Origin of the sequence: Anabaenopsis arnoldii (assembly GCF_028331025.1) — a bacterium.
GTDB lineage: Bacteria > Cyanobacteriota > Cyanobacteriia > Cyanobacteriales > Nostocaceae > Anabaenopsis > Anabaenopsis arnoldii.
The window spans coordinates 1-5,887 of the sequence record NZ_JAQMUH010000030.1 but is presented as its reverse complement, the minus strand read 5'-3'; the positions used below and the strand labels follow the sequence as shown (position 1 = coordinate 5,887).

Below are 5,887 nucleotides of genomic sequence, written 5' to 3'. Positions count from 1 at the left end.
TACAAAGTCTGTATTCTTAGTAAGAAAAATAGCCCCTTAAAAGACCATTGTCCGGATAAAATCTTCCTTGTCCACTTTCCTTCCTTGTCTTCGGTGGTCTTGCCTTCACAGATCATATTAAAAACCTACCCTTGTAAGGAAGGGGGTGGGGTCAAAACTTGACAAACATCCTCTAAAATACTTTGCGAGTAATTGAGTGGTTAAGCTGCTCACCCAGGGACTAATTGCCAAAAAATGGCTATAAGCATTGAATTAAAGATGGGATTATTGATACATTATTGAAATTGAACTATAAATCCAGAGCTATTGAAGGTACTAAACCAGAATTTTTATGAAATCTCTACACCGTCCCGATCTATATGGCTGGTCTACTTTCAATCCCACAAGAAATATTGATTTCCATGGGGTTGCTTGGGTGCGTCCACAGGGAAATATCCTCATTGACCCAGTAGCTTTATCAAATCATGATTGGAATCATTTGCAATCCCTCGGTGGTGTGCTTTGGATTGTGTTGACTAATTCTGAGCATATCAGGTCTGCTAAGGAAATCGCTGACCAAACTTATGCTAAAATCGCCGGACCTGTGAAGGAAAAGGATAATTTTCCCATACGTTGCGATCGCTGGTTAGGTGATGGTGATGAAGTTGTCCCCGGATTAAAGGTGTTAGAACTTCACGGTTCTAAGACACCGGGGGAGTTGGCCTTGTTACTAGAGGAAACAACTTTGATTACCGGAGACCTTGTACGCGCTCGCAAGGCTGGTAGTTTAACCATCTTACCTGATGAGAAGTTGCTCAACCGTCAAGCGGCTGTGGCTTCTGTGCAACGCCTAGCAGCACTACCCCACGTAGAAGCTGTATTGGTGGGGGACGGTTGGCCTGTGTTTCGGGATGGTCGCGATCGCTTGCAGGATTTGCTAGCCACCTTATAATTACTCAACTCACTGGGTAACCTATTCCCCTGGCCATGAGTGCAGCCAACAGGGGAATCAGTGCAAAACCAACAATTTCAGTTCTAATTAACCAGATCAGACGATTTACTTGAGTTGATTCAACCTTGGGGGCTGTCCCCTTTTGGAGAGCAGGAACCCAACTAATAAAAGAAACTGTCGGATACAAAGACAAACCACCTACCAACAGAAAGATAGCTACTTTCGTATAAAAAACAGGATTATTTAAATAGTACTCCGAGCCTTTACCATAGTAAAGAACACGTAATACACCTGTAGCCAAAATCATTACCGCTGATATACCATACACAGTATCAGCAATGACAATTTTCCAAGCCTCATTTAAGCTCAACTCCTTTTGAGAGTTTAAGATGAATATCTCTAAAACTAGCGCTCCAAAAGACAACATCAACCCCAAGTAATGCAAATATGCAACAACGGCACTTATCAACATAATAATTTCTAGATTTTGCGATTTTAGTATTTATTTTGGAGCCGAAACCATCTCATCTTTTATTTTCGGTAAATTCCTTATAAATTGTACACTAAACTGGCTAATCTGTATTGCCTAAGTTTGACCACCAGTGTAGTTCGTGAGTTAAAGAGTATAAAATAGAGGTTTATTTTCAGTTTTCCTGGCTACCACCTAGCACAGCATCATATTCGCCCAGACCCAGGCAATTATTTGTGATCACAAACAGTCCTGTAATGATTATTAGTAACGGCTAAAACTATTAATCTTGATCTATTGAAATTTCCGAATATTATTTGTTATCCCAACTTTTAGATAATATTCTTTGGTGAATCAACATCAACCGCATTTTTTTAGATATTGTGATTATCTTTTGTGTAGTAAAGTGCTGGTATTGTTTTACCTTTGATTTTTCCTTTAGGTCAGTTTCTCATTTTTTATGCAACCCCGGCCTACTATCATAGAAATTTTTTCCACCTTCTTACAGTTTCAGGGAGACAGATTCAGTCATTGGGCGACAGAATCAAGATTGCGTCGCAGCATTCAACGTTGTCTGCAACAAACCACAAAAAATACAACTGAAAACTTTTGGGTTATATATTGGTATAAGTCTTGGGAAGTTGCAGAAACTAAATTTTTGGCGCAGCAACATCTGACAGCATATTTACAAGAAGCTTGCTATTGGAGTTCTCAAAAAACAGTCGCTAACTTCCTGAGTACCCAATACAAAATATCAGATTGTTTTCAAATAGCGATCGCCCAAGTTAATAAAGTTTTCCAAGGTTTTAATCCTAATTACAGCAGTAGTTTGAAAAGTTATGCCAGTATTGTGTTTGGGAATGCTATCCGGGAATATTGTCGCCAAGTTGGGGAAGTGGATATTTGTACAGACTGGGGTCTGTTAAGGAAAACATCACAAATGCGTTTCCATGACGCTCTCAAAAATGCTGGGTACTCCTCAGATACCATTGACGCTTATACTGTGGCTTGGCAATGTTTTAAAACTTTATATATCCCCCAACCTGGTAATTGTCGCCAACTAGCTCCACCAGATGAGCAAATTTGGCAAGCGATCGCCCAGATTTATAATACACAAACTCGCTCTAAAGTCAACCCCAAAACCTTAGAAAATTGGCTCCTCAGTGCGGCAACAGCCGTGAGAAAATATCTTTACCCCCGGAAGGATTCCCTTGATTATCTACCAGGGGTAGATCTACCAGGAACCGAACCAGCATCTTTAATCGATGGAATTATCGCCGCTGAAGAAGCCCAAACCCGCGCGGGTGTGCAAATGCAGATTAACCGACTTTTAGGGGATACCATCACCCAACTTGAACCGCAATTGCAAAATATTTTACAACTATACTATGGTCAACAGCACAATCAAAATGTCATTGCCAAACAGTTAGAAATCAAGCAATATACAGTGTCCCGGCGATTGACAACAGCTAAAACAATATTACTGCGAACTCTGGCTAATTGGAGTCGGAATACTTTGCATATTTCCGTCAACACAGACCTACTAACTAGCATGAGTCCTGTGATTGAGGAATGGTTGCAAAAACACTACAGCATTTCTACTTAATGCGTAGAGGAAAAGCCGCCAAATTATCCGGAGAAAACCCCATGAATATTAATACCCCCATCTTAAATTATGTTTTTACAGACATAATTTTAGCAATTCCAGATACTATACAATCTGCAATTCACTCTCGGAACAATTATCAAGCCTATATCAATCAACTGTGTTTGGGTGCTGTCTTACCTTGGTTACAGTCAGACTTCACACCCCAAGCCCAAGTTTGGCCTAATACCACCGCTTTACCTAGTTTTTCGGAGCTAGTCAATGGTACTGCTATCACAGTAGACGCAGTGAGATTTATTTTGGTTCCCAGTGAAAATATTGATTGTAGTGAATTGCGTGTACCCCAGGAATGGGTAGATATTCCTACCTGGGCGGGGGATTATTACTTAGGAGTGCAAGTAGAACCAGATGATGGCTATGTTAGGGTTTGGGGCTATTGTACCCATCAACAACTCAAAACCAAAGGTAATTATCAGCCAAGCGATCGCACCTATGCTCTGGAGCAAGATTATATTATTACCGATATGAGTGTATTAGGGGTAGCGCGAGAATTTTGCAGTGATGAAATTACACGAACTGCCATCATAGACTTACCAAATATACCACAAGCACAAGCGGAAAATTTAATTACCCGCCTGGGAAATCCAGCCATAATTAACCCCGGTTTAACAGTGCCTTTTCCATTGTGGGGGGGATTAATTGGCCATGGAGGTTGGCGACAACGATTATATGAACAACGTTTGGGACTACCAGAACAACGCTCAGTCACACAATGGTTAAACAGCGGTGTGTCGGAAATGGTAGTCGGGTGGGAAAAGATCAATCTGCAACCCAATAGGGCTGGGGCGCGAAATATCACGGAAAATCAACCAAGAGTGACTTTATCGCGCCAACTAGCGATCGCGGGTCAATTATATGAACTGGTGATTACACCCCAAGGTCAACCCCACATCACACATTGGCGGTTTGAGTTACGTCATACTATCATAGGCGCAGGCATTCCTGGGGGTTTTAAACTCAGACTCCTCACCGAAGACTTACAACCATTTCCCAATAATGAAGATATAGCCACCACTGCGGTGGAACAACTTTATATAGAGGTTGCATTAGAACCAGGAGAAGGTATAGTCTGGGAAACAGAACCCCATCCCGATAACTATGACCGAGAAATATTAAAATTTTAACGGTAAAACCCCATCCTGACTTTATGCCTTCTCAAATCCCCATCAATCAAAATAAAATCGGCGTGGCAGTTATCGGTACTGGATTTGGTCAAAAAGTCCACATTCCTGGATTTAAAGCCCATCATCGCACCGAAATAGTCGCCGTTTATCATCGAGATATTCATCAAGCCCAAACCATCGCCCAAACTCATCATATCCCCCACGCCTGCGACAATATTACCGATATTTTGGCATTACCAGCAGTGCAAGCGGTGAGTATAGCAACACCCCCATTTCTCCACTATGAAATGGCTAAAGCAGTCCTGCAAGCCAGGAAACACTTATTATTAGAAAAACCCACAACTTTAAATGTCTTAGAAGCTAAAGAATTATATCAATTAGCCCAAGCCCAAGGCGTAACTGCTATAGTAGATTTTGAATTTCGCTTTGTTCCAGCATGGCAATTATTCGCCGAATTATTAGCTAAAAACTATGTAGGTAACAAGCGCTTAATTAAAATTGATTGGTTAGGTTCTTCCCGCGCGGATACCGAACGCCCATGGAACTGGTATTCCTGTCAAGAACAGGGAGGCGGTGCATTAGGTTCTTTAGGGTCCCACGCCTTTGATTATATCTCCTGGCTCTTTGGACCAGTCAGCAGATTAAACGCCTACCTGACTACCGCCATTCCCGCACGGGTTGACCCCAGTATTGGAGAATTAAAACCAGTCAATACAGATGACAACTGTCTGCTATCTTTAGAATTAGCTGATGGTACACCTTGTCAACTTGCTATCAGTGCTGTAGTTTACGCATCTCGCACACATTGGATAGAAGTGTATGGCGATCGCGGTACCCTAGTTTTAGGTAGTGAAAATCAAAAAGATTATATACATGGATTTCGCGTGTGGGGTTGCCAACCTGGTCAACCTCTCCAAGAAATTGAAATACCCAACCGGTTAGTTTTTCCCCAACATCACCCAGACGGGCGTATTTGTGCATTTACCCGTGTAGTAGACCAATGGGTACAAGGAATTGAACGCCAACAGCTAATAGTCCCATCCTTGCGAGAAGGAGTTTATTCTCAACTGTTAATGGATTTATCTCATAAATCTCACACAACATCAAGTTGGGTAGATGTCCCCAACCTGGAAAAGTTCCTCACTGATGGTGTCTAATCAAGTAGACACTAATTGATTCCCCGCTGGGAAATGCTATAGCTGTCAGGGATAATAATTAATAGATGTATCCCTGAACAGCTATCTAGTAAACTGAGATCCTAATTAAATTAGTAACCCCAACTAAATGACTTAGCTAGGTAGGTCACATGACCAATAGCATAGGTGCTTACAAAAGCTTCAGCTAACTTAGTTAATGTAGAAATATCGCTGACATATCCACTATTAGAAACACTGCTTTCACCTCCAGAAACAGCATCTACATCTTTAAGTTCATTGAGAAAACTTTCAGAATCTTGAAATAATTCCACACCAGCATTGTTGAGTTCAGAAAGAATAATGTTAGCCATTTTATTGCTCCTCAAGTATTTGTAGCGATAGTTTTTTCCGGAATTAGCCGTCAGGGATAATAATTAATAGGTGTATCCCTGAACAGCTATCTAGTAAACTGAGATCCTAATTAAATGCAGCGATTCAAGTCATTAGTAAGCGTAACTAAATGACTTAGCTAGTACGGTCACATGACCAATAGCATAGGTG

Annotated in this window: 6 protein-coding genes; 4 read left to right on the top strand and 2 right to left on the bottom strand. The window is 41.2% G+C overall.

Annotation, left to right across the window (positions count from 1 at the left end):
* Nucleotides 1–331 precede the first annotated feature (331 nt).
* Complete coding sequence (locus PN457_RS02150) at nucleotides 332–931, top strand: MBL fold metallo-hydrolase (protein ID WP_271731014.1); 600 nt, start codon at nucleotides 332–334, stop codon at nucleotides 929–931.
* 4 nt (nucleotides 932–935) lie between these two features.
* Here the strand turns inward: PN457_RS02150 and PN457_RS02145 are convergent, their stop codons facing one another.
* Complete coding sequence (locus PN457_RS02145) at nucleotides 936–1,403, bottom strand: DUF2214 family protein (RefSeq protein ID WP_271731012.1); 468 nt, start codon at nucleotides 1,401–1,403, stop codon at nucleotides 936–938.
* A 457-nt stretch (nucleotides 1,404–1,860) separates the two neighbouring features.
* Between PN457_RS02145 and PN457_RS02140 the strand changes: the two genes are divergently transcribed.
* Genes PN457_RS02140 through PN457_RS02130 form a run of 3 tightly spaced genes read left to right on the top strand, consistent with a single transcriptional unit; the run spans nucleotide 1,861 to nucleotide 5,347 of the window.
* A complete protein-coding gene (locus PN457_RS02140) occupies nucleotides 1,861–3,006 on the top strand; it encodes a sigma-70 family RNA polymerase sigma factor (protein WP_271731011.1) in 1,146 nt (381 codons plus the stop codon).
* A gap of 41 nt (nucleotides 3,007–3,047) precedes the next feature.
* On the top strand, nucleotides 3,048–4,190 hold the full coding sequence (locus tag PN457_RS02135) for a DUF1822 family protein (RefSeq protein WP_271731016.1): 1,143 nt from the start codon (nucleotides 3,048–3,050) through the stop codon (nucleotides 4,188–4,190).
* Between the two features lie 23 nt (nucleotides 4,191–4,213).
* The gene (locus tag PN457_RS02130; RefSeq protein ID WP_271731009.1) at nucleotides 4,214–5,347 is read left to right on the top strand and encodes a Gfo/Idh/MocA family protein; all 1,134 of its coding nucleotides are present in this window, start codon (nucleotides 4,214–4,216) and stop codon (nucleotides 5,345–5,347) included.
* Between the two features lie 110 nt (nucleotides 5,348–5,457).
* Here PN457_RS02130 and PN457_RS02125 read toward each other — a convergent pair whose 3' ends face one another.
* Nucleotides 5,458–5,697: a hypothetical protein gene (locus PN457_RS02125; protein ID WP_271731006.1), complete on the bottom strand. Its 240-nt coding sequence runs from the start codon at nucleotides 5,695–5,697 to the stop codon at nucleotides 5,458–5,460.
* Between the last annotated feature and the right edge of the window lie 190 nt (nucleotides 5,698–5,887).